20 protein-coding genes and 5 pseudogenes are annotated in these 19,255 nt (G+C 68.5%); 16 read left to right on the top strand and 9 right to left on the bottom strand.

From position 1 onward, the window contains the following. The first annotated feature begins 177 nt into the window (after positions 1 to 177). From ACWC09_RS37405 to ACWC09_RS37395, 3 genes are all read left to right on the top strand, one after another. Positions 178 to 747, top strand: a complete 570-nt coding sequence (locus ACWC09_RS37405; RefSeq protein ID WP_450855490.1) for a TetR/AcrR family transcriptional regulator — start codon at positions 178 to 180, stop codon at positions 745 to 747. Positions 748 to 1,057: 310 nt separating this feature from the next. Continuing rightward, positions 1,058 to 2,182, top strand: a complete 1,125-nt coding sequence (locus tag ACWC09_RS37400; RefSeq protein ID WP_450855489.1) for a 4Fe-4S binding protein — start codon at positions 1,058 to 1,060, stop codon at positions 2,180 to 2,182. A gap of 275 nt (positions 2,183 to 2,457) precedes the next feature. Beyond that, positions 2,458 to 3,027, top strand: coding sequence for a TetR/AcrR family transcriptional regulator (locus tag ACWC09_RS37395; protein ID WP_450855488.1), 570 nt, complete (start codon positions 2,458 to 2,460; stop codon positions 3,025 to 3,027). A gap of 24 nt (positions 3,028 to 3,051) precedes the next feature. Here the strand turns inward: ACWC09_RS37395 and ACWC09_RS37390 are convergent, their stop codons facing one another. Beyond that, the gene (locus ACWC09_RS37390; RefSeq protein ID WP_450855487.1) at positions 3,052 to 3,576 is read right to left on the bottom strand and encodes a TetR/AcrR family transcriptional regulator; all 525 of its coding nucleotides are present in this window, start codon (positions 3,574 to 3,576) and stop codon (positions 3,052 to 3,054) included. A 185-nt stretch (positions 3,577 to 3,761) separates the two neighbouring features. On the opposite strand from ACWC09_RS37390, the pseudogene ACWC09_RS37385 reads away from it, so the two are divergent. Beyond that, a pseudogene (locus ACWC09_RS37385) lies at positions 3,762 to 4,198 on the top strand (SDR family NAD(P)-dependent oxidoreductase); the annotation flags it as partial. Here ACWC09_RS37385 and ACWC09_RS37380 read toward each other — a convergent pair. Next, positions 4,193 to 4,431: pseudogene (locus ACWC09_RS37380) on the bottom strand (short-chain dehydrogenase); the annotation flags it as partial. The pseudogenes ACWC09_RS37385 and ACWC09_RS37380 overlap by 6 nt on opposite strands. Before the next feature lie 364 nt (positions 4,432 to 4,795). Here ACWC09_RS37380 and ACWC09_RS37375 point away from each other — a divergent pair. Both ACWC09_RS37375 and ACWC09_RS37370 read left to right on the top strand, forming a co-directional pair. After that, complete coding sequence (locus tag ACWC09_RS37375) at positions 4,796 to 5,257, top strand: transposase (protein WP_450855486.1); 462 nt, start codon at positions 4,796 to 4,798, stop codon at positions 5,255 to 5,257. A 195-nt stretch (positions 5,258 to 5,452) separates the two neighbouring features. Next, positions 5,453 to 5,575, top strand: coding sequence for a hypothetical protein (locus ACWC09_RS37370; RefSeq protein ID WP_450855485.1), 123 nt, complete (start codon positions 5,453 to 5,455; stop codon positions 5,573 to 5,575). Between the two features lie 691 nt (positions 5,576 to 6,266). On the opposite strand, the gene ACWC09_RS37365 is transcribed toward ACWC09_RS37370, so the two are convergent. Both ACWC09_RS37365 and ACWC09_RS37360 read right to left on the bottom strand, forming a co-directional pair. Beyond that, complete coding sequence (locus ACWC09_RS37365) at positions 6,267 to 6,866, bottom strand: cysteine hydrolase family protein (RefSeq protein ID WP_450855484.1); 600 nt, start codon at positions 6,864 to 6,866, stop codon at positions 6,267 to 6,269. Positions 6,867 to 6,958: 92 nt separating this feature from the next. Continuing rightward, on the bottom strand, positions 6,959 to 8,203 hold the full coding sequence (locus tag ACWC09_RS37360) for an MFS transporter (RefSeq protein WP_450855483.1): 1,245 nt from the start codon (positions 8,201 to 8,203) through the stop codon (positions 6,959 to 6,961). A 140-nt stretch (positions 8,204 to 8,343) separates the two neighbouring features. Here ACWC09_RS37360 and ACWC09_RS37355 point away from each other — a divergent pair, with 140 nt between their 5' ends. The 3 genes and pseudogenes from ACWC09_RS37355 to ACWC09_RS37345 all read left to right on the top strand — a co-directional run bounded on the left by ACWC09_RS37355 (position 8,344) and on the right by ACWC09_RS37345 (position 9,872). Next, positions 8,344 to 9,279 (top strand): LysR family transcriptional regulator, encoded by a 936-nt coding sequence (locus ACWC09_RS37355; RefSeq protein WP_450855482.1) that lies wholly within the window; start codon positions 8,344 to 8,346, stop codon positions 9,277 to 9,279. A gap of 98 nt (positions 9,280 to 9,377) precedes the next feature. Further along, positions 9,378 to 9,473 (top strand): annotated as a pseudogene (locus ACWC09_RS37350) (Tn3 family transposase); the annotation flags it as partial. A gap of 228 nt (positions 9,474 to 9,701) precedes the next feature. Then, positions 9,702 to 9,872: a hypothetical protein gene (locus ACWC09_RS37345; protein WP_450855481.1), complete on the top strand. Its 171-nt coding sequence runs from the start codon at positions 9,702 to 9,704 to the stop codon at positions 9,870 to 9,872. A gap of 385 nt (positions 9,873 to 10,257) precedes the next feature. Here the strand turns inward: ACWC09_RS37345 and ACWC09_RS37340 are convergent. Next, positions 10,258 to 11,377, bottom strand: a pseudogene (locus ACWC09_RS37340) (CaiB/BaiF CoA transferase family protein). 518 nt (positions 11,378 to 11,895) lie between these two features. On the opposite strand from ACWC09_RS37340, the gene ACWC09_RS37335 reads away from it, so the two are divergent. The 5 genes from ACWC09_RS37335 to ACWC09_RS37315 all read left to right on the top strand — a co-directional run bounded on the left by ACWC09_RS37335 (position 11,896) and on the right by ACWC09_RS37315 (position 15,196). Then, on the top strand, positions 11,896 to 12,669 hold the full coding sequence (locus ACWC09_RS37335; protein WP_450855480.1) for an alpha/beta hydrolase family esterase: 774 nt from the start codon (positions 11,896 to 11,898) through the stop codon (positions 12,667 to 12,669). A 50-nt stretch (positions 12,670 to 12,719) separates the two neighbouring features. Continuing rightward, positions 12,720 to 13,292, top strand: coding sequence for a YbhB/YbcL family Raf kinase inhibitor-like protein (locus ACWC09_RS37330; protein WP_450855479.1), 573 nt, complete (start codon positions 12,720 to 12,722; stop codon positions 13,290 to 13,292). A 152-nt stretch (positions 13,293 to 13,444) separates the two neighbouring features. Next, on the top strand, positions 13,445 to 14,005 hold the full coding sequence (locus ACWC09_RS37325; protein WP_450855478.1) for an MFS transporter: 561 nt from the start codon (positions 13,445 to 13,447) through the stop codon (positions 14,003 to 14,005). A 241-nt stretch (positions 14,006 to 14,246) separates the two neighbouring features. Further along, complete coding sequence (locus ACWC09_RS37320; RefSeq protein ID WP_450855477.1) at positions 14,247 to 14,555, top strand: hypothetical protein; 309 nt, start codon at positions 14,247 to 14,249, stop codon at positions 14,553 to 14,555. Between the two features lie 320 nt (positions 14,556 to 14,875). After that, complete coding sequence (locus tag ACWC09_RS37315) at positions 14,876 to 15,196, top strand: hypothetical protein (RefSeq protein WP_450855476.1); 321 nt, start codon at positions 14,876 to 14,878, stop codon at positions 15,194 to 15,196. On the opposite strand, the gene ACWC09_RS37310 is transcribed toward ACWC09_RS37315, so the two are convergent. Then, positions 15,148 to 15,585, bottom strand: a complete 438-nt coding sequence (locus ACWC09_RS37310; protein ID WP_450855475.1) for a hypothetical protein — start codon at positions 15,583 to 15,585, stop codon at positions 15,148 to 15,150. The two genes, ACWC09_RS37315 and ACWC09_RS37310, sit on opposite strands and share 49 nt — an antisense overlap. Before the next feature lie 416 nt (positions 15,586 to 16,001). On the opposite strand from ACWC09_RS37310, the gene ACWC09_RS37305 reads away from it, so the two are divergent. Then, a complete protein-coding gene (locus ACWC09_RS37305) occupies positions 16,002 to 16,670 on the top strand; it encodes a Type 1 glutamine amidotransferase-like domain-containing protein (protein ID WP_450855474.1) in 669 nt (222 codons plus the stop codon). Between the two features lie 158 nt (positions 16,671 to 16,828). Here ACWC09_RS37305 and ACWC09_RS37300 read toward each other — a convergent pair. Beyond that, positions 16,829 to 17,023, bottom strand: a pseudogene (locus ACWC09_RS37300) (transposase); the annotation flags it as partial. 53 nt (positions 17,024 to 17,076) lie between these two features. Next, positions 17,077 to 17,871: an SDR family oxidoreductase gene (locus ACWC09_RS37295; RefSeq protein ID WP_450855473.1), complete on the bottom strand. Its 795-nt coding sequence runs from the start codon at positions 17,869 to 17,871 to the stop codon at positions 17,077 to 17,079. Positions 17,872 to 18,284: 413 nt separating this feature from the next. Between ACWC09_RS37295 and ACWC09_RS37290 the strand changes: the two genes are divergently transcribed. Beyond that, the gene (locus ACWC09_RS37290; RefSeq protein WP_450855472.1) at positions 18,285 to 18,935 is read left to right on the top strand and encodes a hypothetical protein; all 651 of its coding nucleotides are present in this window, start codon (positions 18,285 to 18,287) and stop codon (positions 18,933 to 18,935) included. A 69-nt stretch (positions 18,936 to 19,004) separates the two neighbouring features. Here the strand turns inward: ACWC09_RS37290 and ACWC09_RS37285 are convergent, their stop codons facing one another. Further along, positions 19,005 to 19,151 carry a hypothetical protein gene (locus ACWC09_RS37285; protein WP_450855471.1) on the bottom strand — a complete coding sequence of 49 codons (147 nt, stop codon included), beginning with the start codon at positions 19,149 to 19,151 and terminating at the stop codon, positions 19,005 to 19,007. Positions 19,152 to 19,255 lie beyond the last annotated feature (104 nt).

Raw genomic sequence — 19,255 nt, 5'->3', positions numbered from 1 at the left:
TCGAGGGCACGCACGATGGGGGCCGAGCTTCCGAGGCCGGCGAGACACACCGCCCATTCTGGAGACCGCGGCGGCGACGCCGAACCGACTCGGCCATGGGCGGCGCCGTAGCACACTCCGGCCAATACCGTAAACCGATCGGTTTTCAATGGGCCTGAATGGAGTTAACCTCGGGATATGACCACCGAAGCAATGTCAAGCTCCCGAGAGCGACTGCTGGAGGCAGCGGCCACGCTGACCTACCGAGACGGCGTCAACATCGGTGTCGACACGCTGTGCAAAGCAGCGGGGGTGTCCAAGCGCTCCATGTACAAGCTGTTCGAGCGCAAAGACGAACTGCTGGCGGCGAGCCTGGAGGAACGCGCCTCCACCTATATGGCGGCACTCCTTCCCGCGACGGACGACAACCGTCCACCCCGCGAGCGAATCCTGCATGTCTTCGAACAGGCGGAGAAGCAGGCGGGCGCACCCGACTTCCAGGGCTGCCGGTACCTCGTCGTACAGATCGAGCTCAAGGACCCGAACCACACCGCGAGCCGGGTGGCCCATCGGGTCAAGGAGAACCTGACCGGCTTCTTCCGCGCCGAGGCGGAACAGGGCGGGGCGAGCGACCCGGACCTGCTGGCCCGTCAGCTGATTCTGGTCTTCGACGGCGCCAGCGCCCGTGCCGGAATCAAAGCCGACACACAGGCCGGGCTCATCACCCCCACCGTGGCCACCCTGCTCGATGCGGCGGACATGCGCTGACGCATCGCGTGACGGGCGGCCTCGGCGAGCCATGCGCTCGGTGAGCCGCAGCCGAGCACCGGCGACCGAGCAACTCCCATGGTTCCACGCCCGTTGCCGACCGAAGGCCCGCACCCCGCCCCGACTCGCGGGCTGACCTCTGACCGCCCGGCGATCGATCGCCCACGTCCGCGAGGAACTTGATCGACAGCCCGAAGGAGAGGCTCGCCACTTGGGCTTGCGCGCGAAAACCGATCGGTTTACGGTGGTTAAACTGATCGGTTTCTCGCCCGTGGTGGCACGCCATGTACCCACACCCCCAGGAGCACGGATGACTGCCGCGCGTGACACCGAAGGGCAACCCGCCCATCCCCCGCTTCCGGCGAAGCTGGCGGCCCACCCGTCGGTACAGGCCGTACTCGCCCGACGCAGGGCCGGTGACGTGGGCCGCCCGCCCGCGGTGATCGACGCGGCCTGGGTGCGCGAACTATGCCTGGCAGCCGGCGCCGACGACGCCGCCGCGGTCAGCCTGGACCACCCCGACCTGGCCGGCGAGCGCGAACACGCACAGTCCGCACTACCCGGCACCCGCACCCTGATCGCGATGGCGGTCCGGATGAACCGCGACAACTGCCGCTCCCCCGCCCGCAGCGTGGCCAACCAGGAGTTCCACCAGACCGACGAACAGGCCAACCACGCCGCCCGCAGCGTCACCCAGGCCCTCCAGGACGCCGGCTACCGCGCGCTCAATCCCTCCGTCGGCTTCCCCCAGGAGATGGATCGCTTCCCCCGCGAGCGGATCTGGGTGGTGGCACACAAGACGGTCGCGGTGGCCGCCGGGCTCGGCGTGATGGGCCTGCACCGCAACGTCATCCACCCGAAGTTCGGCAGCTTCATCCTGCTCGTGACCGTCCTGGTGGACGCCGAGGTGAGCGAGTACGGACAGGCACTGGACTACAACCCCTGCATCGACTGCAAGCTGTGCGTCGCCGCCTGTCCCGTCGGCGCCATCGCCAAGGATGGCGCCTTCGACGCACTGGCCTGCACCACGCACAACTACCGCGAGTTCATGAGCGGGTTCACCGACTGGGCGCAGACCGTGGCCGACAGCGAGGACGCCGCCGACTACCGCTTGCGGGTCACCGATTCCGAGAGCGCCTCCATGTGGCAGAGCCTGTCCTCGCCCCCCGGCTACAAGTCCGGCTACTGCCTGGCCGTCTGCCCCGCCGGCGAGGACGTCCTGGGCCCCTACCTGGACGACCGCAAGACGTTCATGGACACCGTGCTGCGCCCGCTCCAGGACAAGAAGGAGACCCTGTACGTCCTGCCGGGCTCGCACGCGCAGGAATACGCCCGGCGCCGCTTCCCCCACAAGCCCGTCAAAGAAGTCACCGGCGGCTGGCAGCCCCCGGCGAAACGCGCCACGTCCGCCGATCGGGAGACACGTACGCCATGAGCGACCGTCACTCTTTCGCGACCGAGAGGGACTGCACCGCATCCTGGCGGATACGAGGCCGGAGAGGACCGCCGTACCGGCATGACGGCAGGTCGCCCAAGACGGGCCATTACTCGGAGTGGCCCCGGTGTGCGCCGTCCTGACGGGGACGACAGGCGCGCACACCGTCATGGCTCGGCGACGGCCCTTCCCCCAGGCCGTCGCCGAGCCTCTCTCCCGGAGGCCCCGGAAACCGATCGGTTTTCATTTCGTCCGTTTCGGGTTAACCTCGCGGTATGACCACCGAAGTGAAACTGAGCCCCAGGGAGCGGTTGCTGGAGGCGGCGGCCACACTCACCTACCGAGACGGCGTCAACATCGGCGTAGAGGCGCTGTGCAAGGCGGCGGGGGTGTCGAAGCGCTCCATGTACCAACTGTTCGAGAGCAAGGACGAACTCCTGGCAGCAAGCCTGAAGGAGCGTTCCTCCGCCTACGTGGCGACCCTCCTGCCTGCGGCGGACGACGGCCGGTCGCCGCGCGAGCGGATCCTGCACGTTTTCGGGCAGGTGGAATCGCAGGCAGGAGCGCCCGAGTTCCGGGGCTGCCGGTATCTGGCCGTGCAGATCGAACTCAAGGACCCGAGCCACCCGGCGAGCCGCGTGGCCCATCAGGTCAAGGCGAATCTGACGGCCTTCTTCCGTGCCGAGGCCGAGCAGGGCGGGGCAGGCGATCCGGGTCTGCTGGCCCGGCAGCTCAGCCTGGTCTTCGACGGCGCGAGCGCCCGCGCGGGGATTCAGGCCGACAACCTGACCGGGCTCGTCGCGCCCACCGTGACGACCCTGCTCGACGCGGCAGGCGTGCGCTGACGCATCGCCGCCCAGAAGACTCCCTCACCTCCCGGCACCCACGGGAAGCCCGATGGCCGTCAGCATGTTGCCGAGCATGCCGCAGGCGAAGAAGCTTGCGGTCTCGTCGGCATCAGCGCCCAGCGACAGGTGCACGGTGTCCCAGATACTCATCCAGCCGGCCCGGACTACCTCACCGATCAGGCCATCGCCCTGCTCCTCGGCGGCCGCCACGGCGGCATATCCCTGCATCTGCATCAGGAGCGTTTCGGGGCGCGTCGAGATCAGCTGCGCATAGGCGTCCGCCATCACCTGCCGGGCTCGCTCACCCCCCTCCACCCCGTCAGCCGCCCTCGCGAAAGCCAAGCGAGTGTCTTCCATGCTCCGCACCAGAGCGGCGACGAAGATCGCCCTCTTGTCCGGGAAAAGCCGGAAGAGATACGGCTGCGTGACGCCGACCCGCTCGGCGATCGCCGCGGTGGTGGTGCCGCGGTAGCCGGCGATCGCGAACTCGGCGATCGCCGCGCGAATGACGCTCTCACGCCGCTCCTGCGCACTGATCCTGCCCATGACGGCATTCTCCCTGCTTGAACCTACACGCGGAAACCGATCAGTTTATTGTGGTGGAAACTGATCGGTTTCGAGTGCGCGCGGGAGTCCAGGATGACGGCAGATCAGCCGGTGGCCTCGTGACGGGTGCGTTATCCGGCATCGGGAAGGACACCGCGCTCGCCTTGGTCGCAGCCGGATTCAACGTGGTCGGCACAAGCCGCGACACCTCACGCGTCACCCCGCTCGACGGCATGACGTTCCTCGGGCTCGACGTCGCCAGGGACAGCTCGGTCATCGTCAGGTCCAGGAGGTGAGCGAGCGGTTCGGGCGGATCGACGTCCTGGTCAACAACGCCGGCGTCGGCTCGATGGGTGCGGCCGAGGAAACCTCCGTCGAGCGCGCCCGGTCCGACTTCGACACCAACGTCTTCGGGGTCATGCGCATGGTGAACGAGGCCCTGCCGCACATGCGTGCCCAGCGACGCGGGCGCATCATCAACATCTCGTCCGTGCTCGGGTTCCTGCCCCAGCCCTACATGGCCGCCTTTGCCGCCTTCAAGAAGGCGGTCGAGGGCTACACCGCGTCCCTCGACCACGAGATCCGCGACCACGGCATCCGGGCACTCATCATCGAAGTCGCCGGCCAGGCCCGCCTTGACCTGCCGCGAGATGTCGTCGGCGAGCACCTCGTACGCGCCCGTCTCGACGCCGTCGAGGGCGAGGGAGGCGACGTCACGCGGGTCGGACTTGGGCGCCTCTACGCCAGCCGCGAGGTCTTGTCCACGTATCCCACGTGCAGTCCGGTGACGGCGATGCCGCGCGGCTGCAGCTCCAGGTGCAGGGAGTTGGTCTGTGACCACAGGGCGTCGGTGGATCACTCAGTTGCCCTCAGAGACACTCCAACCAGCGATAGCACCACAGCTGTTGCACTAGCTAGAGTTCGACCACGAGTGGCTGAGCTGCACAAACCCGAGGTGCACACCACTACGACAGCCTCACTCCCCCAGAGAAGCGGAGAACCTGCCTGCGGATTTCCCGCCGTTCAAACGGGTGCACGCCTTCGCCCGCCGCTGGCAGATCCAGGGCCTGCTCACCGAACTCCACGACCGGTTGCGCGACCGTGTCCGGGCCAGGGAGGGCCGCGCGGTGGACCCGACCGCCGCGATCGTGGACTCGCAGTCACGCGGGCAGCACCGAACGTCCCCCGCTCGACGTCCGGCTGGGACGGCGGGAAGAAGGTGGGCGGCCGCAAGCGACACCTGGTGGTGGACTGCCTGGGCCTGGGCCTGGTCCTGGTCCTGGCCGTCGCGGTGACCGCGGCGAGTGTGCAGGACCGCGACGCCGCGGTCGGGCTGTTGGAGCGGCTGCGCGGACTGTACTTCTCCGTCCGCCTGGTGTGGGCGGACGGCGGCTATGCGGGGCGGCTGGTCGACTGGGCGGCCGAGAAACTCCAGCTCACCCTGGAGATCGTCAAACGCACTGACGACACGGCGGGGTTCGTGGTGCTGCCGCGCAGGTGGGTTGTGGAGAGAACGCTGAGCTGGCTGATGCGCTCACGGCGCCTGGTGCGCGACCACCAGACGCTGCCCGCCATACACGAGGCCATGGTCCTGTGGTCCATGACCATGCTCATGAGCGGCCGCCTCGCCGGACGCCGCCCAGGCGCCTTCACCCCGCGGTCGGCACCGCAAGCGCGGTGAACACTCCGCACCTGCCGGGCCCATCCCCGCTCCACCAGACGTTTCGCCTTCGACCGCAGCCCCTCGACCTTCGCCGGGACCACCTCAAGCCCCACAGCCGCGGCCAACTGCTGGCAGCGCATGCCCTCCCGGCCCGCCTCCGACTCCAGCACCGACACGATCCTCTGGTAGTCCGGCGCGAGGGCCGACGCCGCCATGCCCTCCACCCGCCGCGGCACGGGCGAGCCCGCCACCGCGCTCCGCGCCGGCTCCGCGAGCACGGACGGCGGCTCGGCCAGCACCTCGGCCACCGTTGCACGGGCTTCCACCAGCCTCTGAAGCGTGAGTTCCGCCGCAGCGAGTGCGGCCTGCAATCGCTCGGCCTCCTCCCACAACCGGGCCACCTCTTCCCGGACCTTCTTCTCCCGGGCCTCCCGCACACCGAGCACCGACGGCACCAGCCACCTCCACGAGCCAGACGAGCGGACGAACCACGCCCATCTCTCCCGCCAGCGACCGGAGTTCATCCACGCAGACCTCGAACTAAACGATCACGTTCGGAAAGCGGATGGCGCTGAGGGACGTAAGGTCAGTCTCGTCAATTCTGCTCGTCAACCGAGAGCTGGCCGCGGGACCGTTGAAGCGCCTTCCCGGGCAGTGCCGCCCGCCAAGGAGGACGACGCGGGCCCCGGTGCAGCAGTCCGCCGACGCGGAAGGTCCCCGCGCATCTGCCACGGCAGGGCCAGGCCCCGAGCGCGGCGCTGGCCCCCAATCTGCCGAGCGGCCTGCGTCCGCTGCGCGTCTCGGACGCAGTCGAAGAGTGTGCACCTCGTGCGGGGGACCGTCACCGCCAGGGCCATCCGTGCGGCGACGTGTGCACTGGTCACCGGCTCGTAGGGTGCCGGGATCCGTCGTGCCGGCGGGGGCCGGTGAGAGTTCCGGGCTGCTGCCAGTCCGGCACGGAGGTGCGGGCGGGCCGCCACACCGGGTGGGCGCGGCGGCCGCATGTGGGATTGGCTCGTGAGTCTGGTCAGTCAGTCTGCAACAGGCCGCGCAGCTCAGCGGTGTCGATGATGTGGGCCCGTGAGGGGAAGACTTTGTGGAGCAGGACGTTGTGGACTTCGGTGTCTGGGTCGGCGACGCCGTCGGACAGGACGTAGAGCTGGTAGTCGCGGTCGGCCGCGTCGATGACGGTGGACAGGACGACGCCGCTGGTGCTGATGCCAGAGACGACCAGAGTGGTGATGCCGCGCTCACGCAACTGTTGGTCGAGGTCGGTGGTGGACATGCCGCCGGAGCGGAGCTTGCGCACGGTGATGTCGCCGTCCTGGGGAGCCAGACGCTCGTGGATGGCGGTGGCAGGGTCCGCGTGGTGCATGACGCGGTGGCGGGCCAGCGGGGCGAAGGATTTGTTGATGGCCGGGATCGCGTCCCAGTCGGCGTCGGTGAAGCCGACGCGTACGTAGGCGATGGTGCCGCCGTTTGTTCGAACGTCGGCGATAGCCCCTTCCACGCGACCGAGCAGCGCGTTGCGGTCCCCGCCTTCTGGCAAAGCGGCCAGGATCGCGGGCTGGTAGTCCATGACGAGAAGTGCGGTGTGCACGGGGTCAAGTACGGGAGCAGTGCTCACGTGAGTGTTCTCCTTGCTGGTGTGCGACCGATCGAGGCAGACGCGTCGACGGAGTCTGCGGCCGGCGGGCTTCAGCGGCGAGTTGCGGTGTGTCATGAGTGGCCACGAGCCAGTTCCGGCTCGTGCTGCGGCATCTGGTCGCGCCGGGGAAGCAGGAGCGGGGTGGCCAGAATGAGCAGTCCCGCGGCTGTGAGAGCGGTGCGTGGGCTGCTGATGTCGGCGAGCAGCCCGGCGAGCGCGGTGAGGACGGCGATGGACGCCTGCTGGCCGATTGACCAGGCTGTCAGGGTGCGGGCGACGAGATGCTTCGGCGTGCGTTCGAGCCTGTAGGTGGCGAGCACCGGGGTGTACAGGCTCATGTTGATGATGATTGCCAGCTCGACGGCCATCACGGTGAGGAGGCCGACGACGCCGGGGCGGACGAAGGCCAGGCCGATCAGCCAGGTGGCGCGCAGGGTGCCGACGGTCCGGAAGACCGCGTGCTGGCCGTAGCGGGCCACGACGCGGTGGGCCAGCCGGGAGCCGACGAGTCCGCCGAGGCATGGAGCGGCGAAGGCGAGGGCGTACTGCCAGGGTGGGAACCCGAGCTGGCGAAGCAGGAGCACGGCCAGTAGCGGCTCGGTGGCCATGATCAGACCGCCGACGAGCATGTTGTTGAGGTAGAGCGACCGCAGACCGGGGTGGCCCATGATGTGTCGCCAGCCGTCGAGCAGTGCGCCTGCCCGGACCGGGCTCTTTTCGGTCGTTCGCGTTGCTTCTTCGTGGCCGCGGATCGCGGTGATGCCCAGCGCGGAGAGCAGGTAGCTGAGCGCGTCGGCGACCACGGTGGTGACCGGCCCGAACAGGCCGATCGCCGCCCCGCCCAGTGGTGGCCCGACCGCGATGGAGCTCCAGTTCGTGGACTCGAACCGCGCGTTGGCGACGAGGAGGTCGTCCGGTCGGACGAGGGCTTTGAGGTAGGCGCCGCTGGCCGCGTTGAAGGCGATCTTGGCTGTGGCGACTACGGCCGAGACCACGAGCAGTTGGACGAAACCGAGCCATCCGAAGGCGTAGGCGACGGGGATCGTCGCCATGGCCGTAAACCGGGTCAGGTCCATCATGATCATGACCGGGCGCTTGCGCCGGAACTCCACCCACGGCGCGAGCGGCACCGCGATCAGCGCGCCCACCGCAGGCCCCACCGCGGACAGTGCGGACACCTCGGCGGGTCCGGCATGCAGCACCAGCACGGCGATCAGCGGCAATGCCCCGAACCCCAGCCCGGACCCGTAGGCGCTCACCGCATATGACGCCCACAGCCAGCCGAACTGCCGGCCCAACCGTCTCCTGCCCACCATGCTCAACGCACCCCCCTTGAGGTCCCACCCGAACAAACTGACGTTGACCGATGAGAGATAAGCGGGCAGGACAACAGCAGGTCAAACAACTGACCTGCCAGCAATCCACAACCACCAGTTGTTCACTAAGGTGGGTCGGCGTGGATCTCGAAGCAGTACGTACCTTCATCGCCGTCGCGGAAGCGGGCCAGTTCCAGAAAGCCGCCGCCGACCTGTCGATCACCCAGCAGGCCGTGTCCAAACGCATCGCCGCGCTGGAGCGCACCCTCGGCGTGCGGTTGTTCACCCGTGCCCCACGCGGCGCTGAGCTCACCATCGATGGTCAGGCGTTCCTGCCCCACGCACGCGAGCTGCTGCGCGTCGCCGAGCGTGCAGGCGCGTCCGTGCGCCCCGGCCGCCGTCCGCTGCGCGTCGACGTGCTCGCCTCGCGCAGCGCGCAGTCGGGCCTGATGCGCGGTTTCCACCGCGCACACCCCGACATCGACCTCGACGTGATGATGCTCTTCGACATCGAGACGGCCGTCACCGCCATTCTCTCCGGTGCGATCGACGCGTCCTTCCGGGCCGTCGCCGCGCCCGGCCGGCCCCTGCCGGAGGACATCGCCTCCGTCCGGGTCCTCGACGAGCCGCTCCAACTCCTCACCGGCCCCGCCCACGCACTTGCGGGCGCCCGGTCGGTGACCGTCGCCCAGCTCACCGGGCACCGGATCTGGATGCCCGGCATCGCCCCCGGTACCGAGTGGGGCGCCTACTACGACGACCTCGTCGCCGAGTTCGGCCTCACCATCGAGGTGACCGGCCCCAACTTCGGCACCGACGCGCTCCTCGACACCATTTCCGACACCCCGGCCCTGGCCACCTTCATAGGCGAGCCCACCCGCCTCATCTGGCCCGCCGACCACGGCCTGCGCCGCATCCCGGTGACCGACCCGACACCCGTCTACCCGCACTCGCTCCTCTGGCACCGCGACAACCCCCACCCAGCGCTGGCCACCCTCCGCACCCACCTCGCCGCCACAGCGGCCGGCCACGACGCCGCCGGGACCTGGAGGCCGGGCTGGGTGATTCCGCACTGAACGACGGCGCAACTTCGATCACCGTGGCCGGATCGACGGGCGGTGGTTCAGGGGCAGACGTGGCCATCGGCACACACCTGATCTCCCCTGTATGCCTGCACACCGCGAGCTACAGCGACATCGTCTTCGGCCTGCTCACGCTCGCCGGGTTCGCCTACGCGCCGCAGCTCGCGGACCTGCCGAGCCGGAAGATGTAGCGCACCGATCGCACGACCAGCCCCGCCGGAGGCAGACAGTCAACGGCGGGCGTCGCCGGGGGGCGAGCAGGCTGGTGAGCTCGGAGATCGCCTCCGGGGAGGGGTTGAAACAGGCGACCAAGCGGGGCCTTCAGCACCGTTTGGTCCGGGTTCGAGGGCACGCTCCCGGATCATCTGCCGCAGGCTGGTGCGGGTCGCTGCCAGGTCTCGCTCAAGCTCCTGGACGTGATCGGCGAGTGGCCGGAGATGGGCCTGCTCGTGTTCGAGCTTTCTGTTGGCTGGGGTGAGTTCGTTGATCCGCTCGGTCAAACTCCGGTTGCTGATTTGGTCGAGCTGATGTCCGAGGTGCTGCCGCAGCGGATCGAAGGTGATCGCGTTCTGCGCGGAGTTCTTTGATCTCCTCGCGGGCCATGGCCAGGTCGGTGTGCAGGCTCGCGTGGTTGCTCTGCGGCCGTCGGCGGTTGCGGTGACGGGAGCTTGCTCCTGCCGTTGGATGGCCGCGAGGACGTGCTCGCGGACGCCCTCGACGTAGACGCGCCAGGTCGACACTTCGGCCGCGCGGGCGACGGCCGTGAAGCTGATGGGCTCGGCGTCGTGGAGCATGCGCTGGACAGCATCCATGACCTGCTGGCGCTTGCGGACGCTGGTTTCCCGGCGGGACGCAGCCAGGACTTCGGTCGGTGTTCGGGCGACCATCTCATCGCCTGTACCATCCGGTCCGGGTGGTGGCCCGGCACGTACAGACAACTTCGGGAGACGGGGTGCTCCACCTTGGAATCGCTCATGCGCCCGCCTCCTCCTTCCGCGAGCGGGGAAGCAGTTCCTCGGTGTGTTCGCCGAGGCGCGGGCCGGCCCACCGGATGCTGCCGGGTGTCCGCGACAGCCGGAAGCGCACCGTCGGCATGGTCACCGTACCCAGGTCGGCGTCGGGCACCCGGGCCAGCAGCGACCGTGCGCGGAACTGCGGGTCCTCAGCGATGTCGTCGACCTCGTAGACGGGCGCCACCACCGCCTGAGCCTGCTCGAACTCGGCCAGCACAGTGGCGCGGTCGTGCGCCGAGACCCAGCTCCCGACCGCCTCGTCGATGATCTCCCGGTGCCGTGCGCGACCTGCCCCTGGGCGAACCAGGGCTCGTCGCACAGCTCGGGTCGCCCCACCAGCCGCATGACGCGTTCGGCAACCACAGCGCCGGCGCCGACACCGCCACCCAGCGGCCGTCTCCGCACCGGTACACACCGCGCGGGGCGTTGTTGTTGGAACGGTTTCCCAACCGGGCCGGCTTGACACCGAGTTGGTCGTACTCGGTGAGCTGGGCGCCCAGCGAACCGATCAGCGTCTCGGTGATCGCGACGTCCGCGGTCTGCCCGTGTCCCAGCCGGTCGGCGGCATGCAGCGCGAACAGGCTCGCGCAGGCAGCGTGCAGCCCGGCGACGGCGTCACCCAGCGGAAAGGGCGGCAGCAGGGGCGGTCCGTCCGGTTCACCGGACATGGCCGCGTAGCCACTCATCGCCTCGGCGAGCGTGCCGAATCCCGGTTTGCGCCGGTACGGCCCGTCCTGGCCGAACGCGGTGACCCGGGTGAGGACCAGCCTCGGGTTAACGTCGGCCAGCACCTCCGGACCCAGCCCCCAGCGCTCCAGCGTGCCCGGCCGGAAGTTCTCGATGACGGCGTCGGCGCCGGCCGCCAGCTCCAGGAACCGTGCCGCGCCCTCACTGTCGGCCAGGTCGAGCACCACGCTCTTCTTGTTGCGGTTGAAGACCTTCCACCACAGCGGAATCCCGTCCCTGGACCGGCCGAAGCCACGCAGCGGGTCTCCCGACGGGTGCTCGACCTTGATCACCTCGGCCCTGTAGTCGGCCAGCAGCCTTGCGGCGAACGGCCCGGCAAGCAGAGTGGACACGTCGATGACTCAGACATCGGCCAGCGGAAGTCTCGTACCGGTCACAGGGCACCCTCTCGCCCCGGCGAAAGACAACATCCAGTGGCCCGATCCTCGTGACGCGGCCTATGGGGGTACTCGAGGATGTATCGAGCAGGCTCTCAACGGCCGCAACCGCCGGGCCCCGGTCCGTCGCGGCACCAACTGCCACAACTCCGCGATATTTAGGGTGATTTGCCCGTAATCTTTCTGTGCGAGTCGCCGGGACCCCGGTGTATAAGGAACGAGTCCCATCCCCGCGGCACCCCGGGAAGCACCGCAGCCGCCCCGACCCGCCGGACCTGCACACCGACCACGGGCTGGTCGTGTTCCGTCCCGTTTCCACCGAACGTCGCCACAGCCATGCCATCCGACTGAGGATATCTGAGGATATGAGCACACATGTCAGTCGATGGCGACCTGGTCGCCGGCAAGCTGAGGATCGACGGGAGGCGCCGCGACTTCGCGGTCCGGCTGCCGCAGGCGGTACCGGCCGGCCGATGCCGCTCGTCCTCGTGCTACACGGTCACCACTGGAATGTCACCGGACAGATCATGCGCGAGTGGACCACCTTCGACGATCAGGCCGACACCTGGGGGTTCGCGGTCGCCTACCCGGACGGCCTCGGCGGCGGCTGGGCGGACGGCCGCGGTGTGACCGGGACCGACCTGGCCGGGGCGGACGACGTCGCCTTCCTCCGCGCGATCATCGACTGGTCCGCCGAACGGTACGGCACACCGGCCGACCGGACCGTCGTGACAGGCATCTCCAACGGCGCGTTCATGGCTCACCGGCTGGCGCTGGAGGCGAGCGACCGGGTGGCCGTCGTGGCCGCCGTCGCCGGCGGGCTCCCCGCCGCTCTGCTGGGCACCCGGCCGACGCACGCCGTCTCGGCGCTGCTCATCCACGGCACCGCCGACGTGATCACGCCGATCGGCCCCGGGTACTCCCGACGTCGCGGGCTCCGGGGTCAACTGCTGGGCCGGACGCTGTCGTTGCACGAGACTGCTGAGCACTGGCGCTCCACGAACCGGTGCCCGTCCGGAGCCGACAGCAAGCGCACCACGGAGTTCTCCAACCGTGTCACCACCCTGGGCGGTGTCGGTGGTACCCAGGTCGTCGCCTGGACGGTGTTCGGCGGCGGCCACAACCGGCCGGGCGCACCCGTCGGCGACAACTGGGACGAACCAACCACGCAGGAGTTCGACGGAGCCGAGGAGATCTGCCGCTTCGCCGCACCCCTGCTCTCCCCCGCAGACGCCCGGCGGCTGTGACCCACCCGAAGACCACACGGACCCGACAACAGCACCACAAGGAGTAACTCATGGCAGTGATAGGCAAGTTGCTGAAGAACAAGCGAGCAGGGGACGAGGGACTCGCCTGGAACGCGCCGAACCTCGCCGGCGCGAACACGCTGCAGCTGAGCAGCCCCGACTTCGCGCACCAGGCGACGATCCCGACCCTGCACGCCGGCAAGCGCCTGGGCGGGCAGGACCTCTCACCGGCCCTGGCCTGGGACGCGGCGCCCGCGGAGACGGCACAGCTACTGCTGGTCATCGAGGATCCCGACGCTCCGACGTCCCTGCCGTACAACCACGGCATCGCGCTGCTCGACGCGCACCTGACCGGTGTCCCGCAGGGCGGCCTCGACGCCGAGACCCCCGCGGACGGGGTGCGGCTGCTCAGCTCGGGCTCGCGCCGCGGTTACCTGGGCCCCGCCCCGATCAAGGGCCACGGCCCGCACCGCTACGTCTTCCAACTGTTCGCCCTGGGCAAGCCGCTGACCCTCGGCAAGAGCGACACCGTGCCCGACTCCGCCAAGCCGCGGGCCGTGCTGGCCGCCGCGGGTGACGTGCTCACACGCGGCCGGCTGGACGGCTTCTACGAACGCGTCTGACGTGTGAACGGCAGAGCCTGACGGCACCGGCGGCATCGGACGGCGGAGCCCGGCGCCCGTCCGGTACCGGATGCGCCGGGCCCCGCCGCGATCGGTCGCCGGCCGCCGACCGCACAGGTCCCACCGTGACCGACCGGAAGAGAGTACGCATCATGGCTGACCGTCCCCCCGAGCAGACCCCCGAGTCGGCGCCCGCGGCGCTGACCCATCGGCAGATCCTGTACATCGTGTCCGGACTGCTCATGGGCATCTTCCTGACCGCGATGGAACAGACGGTCGTCGCGACCTCGATCCGGGTCATAGCCGACGACTTCGGCGGCTACTCCCAGCAGGCCCGGGTCACCACCGCCTATCTGGTCACCTCGACCATCGTCACACCGCTGTACGGCAAGCTGTCCTACCTCTTCGGGCGCAAGCCGTCCTACCTGTTCGCGGTCACCGTCTTCATGCTCGGCTCGACCGCCTGCGCCTGCGCGACCTCGATGTACGAGCTCGCGGCCTTGCGGGCCGTGCAGGGCATCGGCGCCGGTGGACTGAGCGTGCTGGCGTTCACGATTCTCGGCGAGATCGTGGCCCCCGGTAACGCGCCCGCTACCAGGGTTACTTCCTGGCGGTCTTCACCGGCTCCAGTGTCATCGGTCCGCTCATCGGCGGCGTCCTGTCCGACTCACACACCATCGCGGGCATCACCGGCTGGCGCTGGGCCTTCCTGATCAACGTACCGCTCGGCCTGGTGGCCCTGGCCGTCGTGTACCGAGTCCTGAACATCCAGCACGCGCACCGCGAAGGCGTGCGGATCGACTGGATCGGCAGTGCGGCTCTCACCGTCGCCCTGACCTCGATGCTCGTCGTCGCCCAGTTCGGCCAGGAATGGGGCTGGGGTTCGGTCCGGTCCGTCGCCTGCTTCGCGGTGTTCGGCGTGGGCACCTGGTGTTCCGGTGGGTGGAGAAGTGGATGGACCAGAGCGCGCTGCTGCCGCTGCGGGTCTTCCGGAACGTGCAGTTCTCCCAGGGCGCCGTGCTCGCCTTCGTCCTCGGCGTGCTCGTCCTCGCCCCGTTCAGCCTGGTGCCGCAGTACTTCCAGGTGGTGCTCGGGGCCGGGCCGACTCACGCCGGAGCGCTGCTCCTGCCGATGATCGCCGGCACCATCGCGGGTGCCCTCACGCCGGGTCAGACCATATCCCGCACCGGCGCATACCGGGTGCACTCGACGGTGCCACCGATCTGCCGGAAGAAGGTGGCCGCCGCTGTGGAGAGGACGTAGAGGAGGAACATGCTGACCGTCGTGACTGCCCGAGCACCCGGACTACCCGCGCATCCTCGCCGTCTTCAACGACACCAGCGGCCCACTGAGGGCCCGCGACATCTGCCAGGCCCTCGACTTCGAGCTCCTGCCGAAACACGTCGAACGCACCCGCGCCAAGATGAAACGCCTGGTCACACTAGGAATCCTCACCGAGGCCGAGCCCGGCACCTTCGGCAATAAGCAGTAACCAAGTCCGCAACGGACATCAACTCACGAACCGCGCACTCAGACACTGCATCGTTGATGCGTGGCCCCCACCTGCCCGCGATACTTGGGCGATGGACAGCTACGAGGGGACCGCGACGCTTGAGTGGTGGGCCAACGGATCGACGTGCTTGGGCAGGAACGGTGTGCGAGTCGCGGTCCGCGTCACCGGCAACGACCGGACGTGCGAGGCTATCGTCGAACCTCCCCTGTCTGCGGAGGACCGGGAGAGCTTCGACTTCCTGATGAAGCTCGATCCGCTCTTCACCCTGCGCTTCGACGAGGAGAGCACGCTGCCGGTCAACGTCGCAGCAGGAGACGACGGACGACTCATCCTCACCGCCTATCAGGCAGAGGCGGACTCAGCCGGTTCCAGGCAGGTACAGCAGAACTGATCCGGCCCCGGCGAGCGCTCGGCGAATCCGTCCTCGCCGTATGCGGATGCCTCCACGCGGCATACGGCGGCGACGAGGGCGATGTCCGCCTCGGTCATCAGCAGGGGGGTGATCCGCCCGTCGGCGTAGGAGGACACGGCACTGCTGATGCGGCCGATGCCTGCGGCTGTTGCTAGGACGATCAGGGCGGGCATGGAGGCGTGCAGACGTTCGGACACGGTTGCGGTGCCGACGAGGTGAGTCATCGCCTGAGCGGTGAACGCGAGGACGACAGCCGCCGCAGCACCGGTGAGCAGCTGGCAGGCGAGGAGGAGCACGACGCCGGTCCTGTCGACGGCCCAGGCCATCCGCGCGGTGTGCCCGAGCACGGACGGCAGGCGCCGGCACATGGCCCCGAAACTCGCGTCTGCCAGCGGGTTCCTCCCGTGCACGCCACCGCCGCACTGGGGCGGCCCGCAGCGGTGCAGATCTGGCCGAATCGCCGAAGTCTGTGACGCCTGTGGCGCATGAGGTTTCCACGGGCGGACCGGCTCACGGTGACGGCCCAGCTGTATTGAAAAAGGCGTCCATGCAGGCCAGTTGCACGTGATCGAGCAGTGTGCATCTTGAAGTTGCTGATCACGGGTCTGGCGTGACTGGTCTTCGGAGTGCTCGTGCTGGTCGTGGGCGGCAGTCTGCTGTGTTGATCGTCGGGCGGGGTGGTTTTGCCGGTGCAGAAGTCTTGCCACGCGCCACAACGATGAGTTTTGTGATGGCCTCCGGTCTGCCTGTCAGACCGTTCCATCGCGTTCGCATCGGAGTCATCTTGAAGCTTCTTCTCACGTCGGCGGGTATTACCAACGCGAGCATCCAGGACGCGCTTGTGCAGCTGCTGGGCAAGCCGATCGCCGAGTCCGATGCCCTGTGCATCCCCACTGCGGGGTACGGGCACCCGATGGGTAGCCCGGCTGGGGCCTGGCGTTTCATCAGCGGACAGTCCCGCCTGCCCATGTGCGACCTGCAGTGGAAGTCCTTGGGGGTGCTGGAGCTGACCGCGCTGCCCAGCATCGGTGAAGAGCGTTGGATCCCGTGGGTCCAGGAGGCGGACGTCCTGCTGGTGAACGGCGGCGATGCGCTGTATCTGGCCCACTGGATGCGGCAGTCCGGGCTGGCGGACTTCCTGCCGTCGCTGCCCGAGAAGATCTGGGTGGGGCTCAGCGCCGGGAGCATGGTGATGACACCCCGCATCGGGGAGCACTTCGTCGAGTGGAAGGCGCCCACCGGCGACGACAGCGCGCTGGGCGTCGTCGACTTCTCGATCTTCCCGCACGTGGATCACGTCGACCTGCCGGAGAACACCATGGCCGCGGCGGAGAAGTGGGCGACCGGTCTCCCGAATCCGGCGTACGCGATCGACGATGACACCGCCATTACGGTGGTCGACGGTGCGCTGGAGGTCGTCTCCGAGGGCACATGGAGACACTTCCCCGCCTGAGCGAGCGACGCCCGGTGTCCGGCCAGCCCGTCCCTCACCACCAGCGCTGCGTTCGGGCCCAAGCGGCTCCTGGTGACCGATCGCCCGTTATCGGCGCCTCGCCGAGCAACTCAACGAAGGGGCCCAGCCTGTCTGTTGTGAAGATCGTCGGTCACCTGCTGATCATAGACCCGGTCCCACGGCCCGTAGCGTTCCGGCACGTCACGCCAGGGAGCACCCGTCCGGGTCCGCCACCGTATGCCGTCTATCAGCTGCCGCCGCGTCCATACCGGCGGACGGCCCGCCTTGCTGCCTCGCGGCAACAGCGGTTCAAGTCGGGCCCACTGGCCGTTCGTCAGATCCCCACGTCCCACAGAACATGATCATCAACGATCAGGATCAACTTTCGCAAAAGACCCTAGGCGGCCTACGCGGTTGTGGCGATGCCGCCGTCGACGGGGATCACGGTGCCCGTCAGGTATGCGCCTGCCCGGCTGGCGAGGAACACGGCGACACCCGCCATGTCGTCGTCGCGGCCGATCCGGCGTAGTGGGGCCGACGCCGCGATCGCCTCGCCGAACTCATCGAGAGTTGCAGCCATCATCGTCGACGGGAACGGTCCCGGCGCCACGGCGTTCACCGTAACGTGCTGCGGTCCTAGTTCCTTGGCGAGCACTCTGGTGAGTTGATGCAGTGCGGCCTTGCTGCTGGAGTACGAGTAGTTGGGCCGCTGGGGGATGTGGATGGCGGCGATGCTGCCAATGTTGATGATCCGCGCGGGATCGTCGGCGGTGCCCGCCCTGCGAAGTGCGGGGAGCAGCGCCTGGACTAGCCAGAACGGCGACTTCAGGTTGAGGTCGACGACCGTGTCCCAGGCCGCGTCTGGGAACGTCGCCAGCGGCTCGTCCCACATGGCGCCCGCGTTGTTGACGAGGATGTCGAGACGCTCGGAGTCGGCGGTGACGAGGTCGGACAGTCGCCGACACTCGTCGTGGCGGGACAGGTCGGCGGGGATGGCCCGCACCTCACCTAATTTGGACAGCTGTCCCTGCGCCTGAGCGCACGCTTCTGCGTTGCGTGAGCTGATGACCACGCGGACGCCCGCCTGGAGAAGGCCACGCGCGATCATCATCCCGATGCCTCTGGTGCCACCGGTGACGAGCGCGCGCTTTCCACACAGATCGAAAAGTTCTGCATGCGTTGTGAGTTGGTTGTCTACCACTTGCCGCCTCTCTCGTTGGTCGTGCGGGATGATGCGTCGACGCGTCGGGTGTTCGGTTCAGCCGTCTCAACGCTATGGCCTTGGAGTGCACACCAAGCAAGCGGATCAGGGTCCCGGCAGACCGCGTCCGCAACCGCCTCAAGCGCGGATCGCGAGGCGGACGGCCGCCCAAGTTCGACAAGGACGACTACAAGCAGCGGCACGCGGTCGAGTACGGGATCAACCGCCTCAAGCGCCACCGGGCTGTAGCCACGAGGTATGAGAGGGCATTTTGAAACAGTATGCCCGATTTCTACAGTTGGCTTGGGCCAGGCACCGTCCTGGCGGTCACGTGGTCCTTCGGCGGCTTCTACAGTGTCCCGAGGTAAAGCGGGCGGGCGGGGACGGTAGATCAGAAGGGCTTCCTCAAGAACGTGGTGCGGATCGAGCGGTTGGCGGATCTGAAGCCCGTCCACCAGCGTCAGGCGGCCGTCCTGGCCCTGTGGCGGTGGCGCGCGCCGATACTCGCGTTCGATTTGGACGCAGAGTGGGGCGTCGACCAGTCTGTGCTGGAGTCGCTGTTCCGAATGGCAGCATCACCCGCTGGTGAACAGTCGGATCGCGCATACCGGCGAGCAATCGCCAAGCTGTGCACGGCCCCGCTCTTCACGTCTGAAGTCGACCCGGACACAGTCCAGCTCTTCCAGTTGGAGACCATCAGCAACCTGCTGACCTTTGGCGAACTGCTGGACAAGCCTGGCGTGGACGAAGTCGAGCGAGTAGTCGAAGCCTCGGCCGGCCTGGCGAACTACCTCGACGGTCTCGTTGAGGGCTCCTTTTACTCTCACCCCTCGGAGGAAGCCCACCGCCAGTACCTCGCCGACCTGGCGGAGCGGGCGAGCGAGGGCTATTTCGCGTCGCGCCACTTCGCTGTCGAGACCGCCTGCCACGGTGCTGTTGGGGTTCTCCCCGATTCCGCAGGGCTGCTCGACTCGTCCACGGGTCGCGAGTTGCTCGCGCTCTGCGAGGACTTCGGCGAAGAGCTCGTCACAACGATGCAGTGGCTCCGCATGACGGGTCACTAGCGATCGCGTCGTAAGCCGGATGGCGCGTGCGGCAGCCGTGACGGACGGGTGGGCTAGAACGGAGGGCTGCTACGGGCGGCGCTGGATGAACAGGCCCGGTTCGGTCTCGGCGAGGATGCCCAGGCTGACCAGGCGCTTGAGGTTGTGCCGGGTACTCTCGATGTTCTTCGGCTTGAGCGGGAAGTCTTGGGCCTGGCACAGGTCGCGGGCACGCATCGGTCCAGCAGCGTCGGGGAAGACGTCGAGGATCTGCCGGTAGGCCGGGTGGGCTGGCAGGCCGGGCGGCTCACCGCGCGGTCATAGACGCCCCCCCTGCAACG

The organism is Streptomyces sp. NPDC001617 (assembly GCF_053596855.1).
This window is presented reverse-complemented; position numbering and strand designations above follow the sequence as displayed.

Bases quoted from the DNA above. Each gene is read 5' to 3' on its own strand.
- ACWC09_RS37390 (WP_450855487.1), bottom strand. From the start codon at position 3,576: ATGGGCAGGATCAGTGCGCAGGAGCGGCGTGAGAGCGTCATTCGCGCG.
- ACWC09_RS37315 (WP_450855476.1), top strand. From the start codon at position 14,876: ATGGACAGCTACGAGGGGACCGCGACGCTTGAGTGGTGGGCCAACGGA.
- ACWC09_RS37335 (WP_450855480.1), top strand. From the start codon at position 11,896: ATGCCGCTCGTCCTCGTGCTACACGGTCACCACTGGAATGTCACCGGA.
- ACWC09_RS37285 (WP_450855471.1), bottom strand. From the start codon at position 19,151: ATGCGTGCCCGCGACCTGTGCCAGGCCCAAGACTTCCCGCTCAAGCCG.
- ACWC09_RS37395 (WP_450855488.1), top strand. From the start codon at position 2,458: ATGACCACCGAAGTGAAACTGAGCCCCAGGGAGCGGTTGCTGGAGGCG.
- ACWC09_RS37310 (WP_450855475.1), bottom strand. From the start codon at position 15,585: ATGTGCCGGCGCCTGCCGTCCGTGCTCGGGCACACCGCGCGGATGGCC.
- ACWC09_RS37360 (WP_450855483.1), bottom strand. From the start codon at position 8,203: ATGGTGGGCAGGAGACGGTTGGGCCGGCAGTTCGGCTGGCTGTGGGCG.
- ACWC09_RS37400 (WP_450855489.1), top strand. From the start codon at position 1,058: ATGACTGCCGCGCGTGACACCGAAGGGCAACCCGCCCATCCCCCGCTT.
- ACWC09_RS37320 (WP_450855477.1), top strand. From the start codon at position 14,247: ATGGACCAGAGCGCGCTGCTGCCGCTGCGGGTCTTCCGGAACGTGCAG.
- ACWC09_RS37330 (WP_450855479.1), top strand. From the start codon at position 12,720: ATGGCAGTGATAGGCAAGTTGCTGAAGAACAAGCGAGCAGGGGACGAG.
- ACWC09_RS37405 (WP_450855490.1), top strand. From the start codon at position 178: ATGACCACCGAAGCAATGTCAAGCTCCCGAGAGCGACTGCTGGAGGCA.
- ACWC09_RS37370 (WP_450855485.1), top strand. From the start codon at position 5,453: ATGCCCTCCACCCGCCGCGGCACGGGCGAGCCCGCCACCGCGCTCCGC.
- ACWC09_RS37325 (WP_450855478.1), top strand. From the start codon at position 13,445: ATGGCTGACCGTCCCCCCGAGCAGACCCCCGAGTCGGCGCCCGCGGCG.